Here is a 3,294-nt window from a genome sequence, read left to right on the forward strand (position 1 = left end):
GTCGCACGGGCTCAAGCAGCGCCATCTGACGATGCTGGGCCTCGGCGGAGTGATCGGCGCCGGTCTCTTCGTCGGCTCGGGCGCCGGGATCGCGGTGGCGGCGCCCGCGATCGTCGTCTCGTATCTGATCGCGGGCGCGCTCGCGATGCTGGTGATGCGGATGCTGGGCGAGATGTCCGCCGCGATGCCCGCCTCCGGTTCGTTCTCCGTGCACGCGGAGCGGGCGCTCGGCCGGTGGGCCGGGTTCAGCGTCGGCTGGCTGTACTGGTTCCTGCTGGTGGTGGTCCTCGCCGTGGAGGCGACGGCGGCCGCACAGATCGCCCATGGGTGGGTGCCCGGCGTCGAACCCTGGGCATGGGTGCTGCTGTTCATGGTGGTCTTCACCGTGGCGAACCTGACGGCGGTGAAGAACTTCGGCGAGTTCGAGTTCTGGTTCGCCTCCTTGAAGGTCGGCGCGATCGTGGTGTTCCTGGTGCTCGGCGGGCTGGCGGTCTTCGGCCTGCTCCCGGACACCGACCCGGTCGGGATGACCAACCTGACCGGGCAAGGGGGCTTCCTGCCGAACGGCTGGAGCGGGGTCGTCTCCGGTGTACTGACCGTGGTGTTCGCCTTCGGCGGTCTTGAGGTCGTCACCATCGCCGCCGCCGAGACGGACGACCCGGCGCGCGCGGTGGGGCGGGCGGTGCGCAGCGCGGTGGTGCGCATCCTCTTCTTCTACGTCGGATCGATGCTGGTGATCGTGGCCGTGCTGCCGTGGACCGCGCAGCAGGCCGGGCTGAGCCCGTATGTGAAGGTGCTGGACGCCGTCGGGGTGCCGTCGGCCGGGCAGATCATGAACATCGTGGTGTTCGTGGCGCTGCTCTCCGCGCTCAACGCCAATCTGTACGGGTCCTCCCGGATGATCTTCTCGCTGGCGGAGCGCGGGGAGGCGCCGCGCGGGCTGCTGAAGGTGTCGGGCGGGGGCGCTCAGGAAGGGACGGGTGGTGTGCCGAGGCGGGCGGTGCTGGCGTCGGTGGCCTTCGGTTTCGTCTCCGTGGTGCTCAATCTGCTGTGGCCCGACACGGTGTTCCTCTACATGCTCAACTCGGTCGGCGCGGTCCTGCTGTTCGTCTGGGCGCTGATCGCCGCGTCCCAACTGCGGTTGCGCGCCCGGCTGGAGCAGGAGGCCCCCGACGCGCTCGCCCTGCGGATGTGGTGGTTCCCGTATCTGACCTGGGTGACGCTGGCCGGGCTGCTGGGCGTGCTGCTGCTGATGCTGACCGACGACGCTGCCCGGCCGCAGGTGCTGTGGTCGGCGGGGGCGACGGTTCTGGTGCTGCTGGTGGCGGTGGCGCGTGAGTGGCGTGACCGCGGAGCCCCTCGGGAGCCCTCGGTATCCACCGATCGGTAGGCGCGTGTGCACCTTGTGTGAGCCTGGTGACCGTATAGCGGACAGCCGTTCCGTGTGAGCGGTACGGATGCCCAGACTGTGGGTTCGTCCCCTGTCTCAGCTAACGAACAGAGCTCGTCCATGCCTCGGACCTCCGCGTCTCCCCCCACCGCAGACTCCGCGGCCCCCGCAGGGCCCTCGGCGGACTCCGCGCTCACCCACGGCCTCAAGCAGCGTCACCTCTCGATGATCGCCCTCGGCGGAGTGATCGGCGCCGGTCTCTTCGTCGGCTCGGGCGCCGGGATCGCCGCCGCCGGACCCTCGATCATCATCGCGTACGCCATATCCGGGCTGCTCGTCATGATGGTGATGCGCATGCTCGGCGAGATGTCGGCCGCCAACCCGGCGTCCGGCTCCTTCTCCGTGCACGCCGAGCGGGCGATCGGTCCGTGGGCCGGGTTCACCGCGGGCTGGTCCTTCTGGTTCCTGCTCTGCGTCGCGGTGGGCCTGGAGGGCATCGGCGCCGCGCAGATCGTCAGCGGCTGGCTGCCGGGAACCCCGGAGTGGGCGTGGGTCGCCCTGTTCATGGTGATCTTCCTGGGCACGAACCTGGCCGCCGTGAAGAACTTCGGCGAGTTCGAGTTCTGGTTCGCCGCGCTCAAGGTCATCGCGATCACGCTGTTCCTGGTGCTCGGCCTGCTGGCGATCTTCGGCGTGCTGCCCGACACGGACGCGCCCGGCCTGTCCAACCTCACGGGTGACGGCGGTTTCCTCCCCAAGGGCATGGACGGCTTCATCATCGGACTCCTCGCCTCCGTCTTCGCGTACGGCGGTCTGGAGACCGTCACGATCGCGGCGGCCGAGTCCGAGAACCCGGTGCAGGGCGTCGCGAAGGCGGTCCGTACGGCGATGTGGCGCATCGCGGTCTTCTACATCGGCTCGATGGCGGTCATCGTCACGCTGGTCCCCTGGGACGACCCGAAGGTCGCCGAGGTCGGACCGTTCTACGCAATGCTCGACCACCTGGGCATCGGCAGCGCCGCGCAGATCATGAACGTGGTCATCCTCATCGCCCTGCTCTCCGCGATGAACGCCAACATCTACGGCGCGTCCCGCATGGCCCGTTCGCTGGTCGCCCGCGGCCAGGGCCCGTCCGTGCTCGGCAAGATCTCCTCCGGGGTGCCGCGCAACGCGGTGATGTTCTCCTCGGTCTTCGGCTTCCTGTGCGTGCTGCTCAGCTACTGGCGCCCGGACGACGTCTTCCCCTGGCTGCTGAACATGATCGGCGCGGTGATCCTGGTCGTGTGGATCTTCATCGCGGTCTCGCAGCTGATCCTGCGCCGGCGCAACGAGCGGGAGGCACCGGAGACACTGGTCGTCCGGATGTGGTTCTTCCCCGTCGGCACGATCGTCGCCCTCGCGGCCATGGTCGGCATCTTCCTGCTGATGCTGCGCCAGCCGGACACCCGGGACCAGCTGCTGGCCACCGGGGCACTGACGGTGGTGCTGATCGGCCTCGGCCTGCTGCGTCAGCGGCGGCGGGGCAACGACGGCACCGGCGACGGCACGGGGACGGGTGACGGCACCGGCACCGCGGCCGAGGTCCCTGCGCAGCGGCAGCGGTAGACCGCCGCAGCGGTTCCCGCACGGCCTCTACGAACGCCGGGCTCCTCCTCGTACGATCGGGGCGGAGCCCGGCGTTTCGGCGTCTCGCGCTCCGGTGTGCGGTTCCGGTACGGCGTGTACCCGTGACCAATAGGACATCGCCGGGCCGGGTGCCGTACGCCGGGCCGTCATCCGCCCTCGCTTCCGTGGTGGCTCCACCCACCCGAGGAGCCGTCATGTCCGTTGCCCCCAGGCGTCGTTCGATCCTCCTGGCCACCGCCGCCGTCACCGCCACGGCCGCCGCCCCCGCCGTCGCCGCC

Annotated in this window: 2 protein-coding genes; both read left to right on the top strand. The window is 70.0% G+C overall.

Annotation, left to right across the window (positions count from 1 at the left end; genetic code table 11):
* Positions 1-1,390, top strand: a 1,390-nt coding sequence (locus JS521_RS34695; RefSeq protein WP_205086845.1) for an amino acid permease, incomplete at its 5' end; no start/stop codon positions are given.
* 120 nt (positions 1,391-1,510) lie between these two features.
* Entirely contained in the window at positions 1,511-2,995 is a 1,485-nt protein-coding gene (locus JS521_RS34700; RefSeq protein WP_205086846.1) for an amino acid permease, read from the top strand.
* The last annotated feature ends 299 nt before the right edge of the window (positions 2,996-3,294 follow it).

The sequence above is a fragment of the Streptomyces durocortorensis genome (assembly GCF_016901035.1).
GTDB lineage: Bacteria > Actinomycetota > Actinomycetes > Streptomycetales > Streptomycetaceae > Streptomyces > Streptomyces durocortorensis.

Coding starts and splice junctions, on each gene's coding strand:
- JS521_RS34700 (WP_205086846.1), top strand. CDS start 1,511: ATGCCTCGGACCTCCGCGTCTCCCCCCACCGCAGACTCCGCGGCCCCC.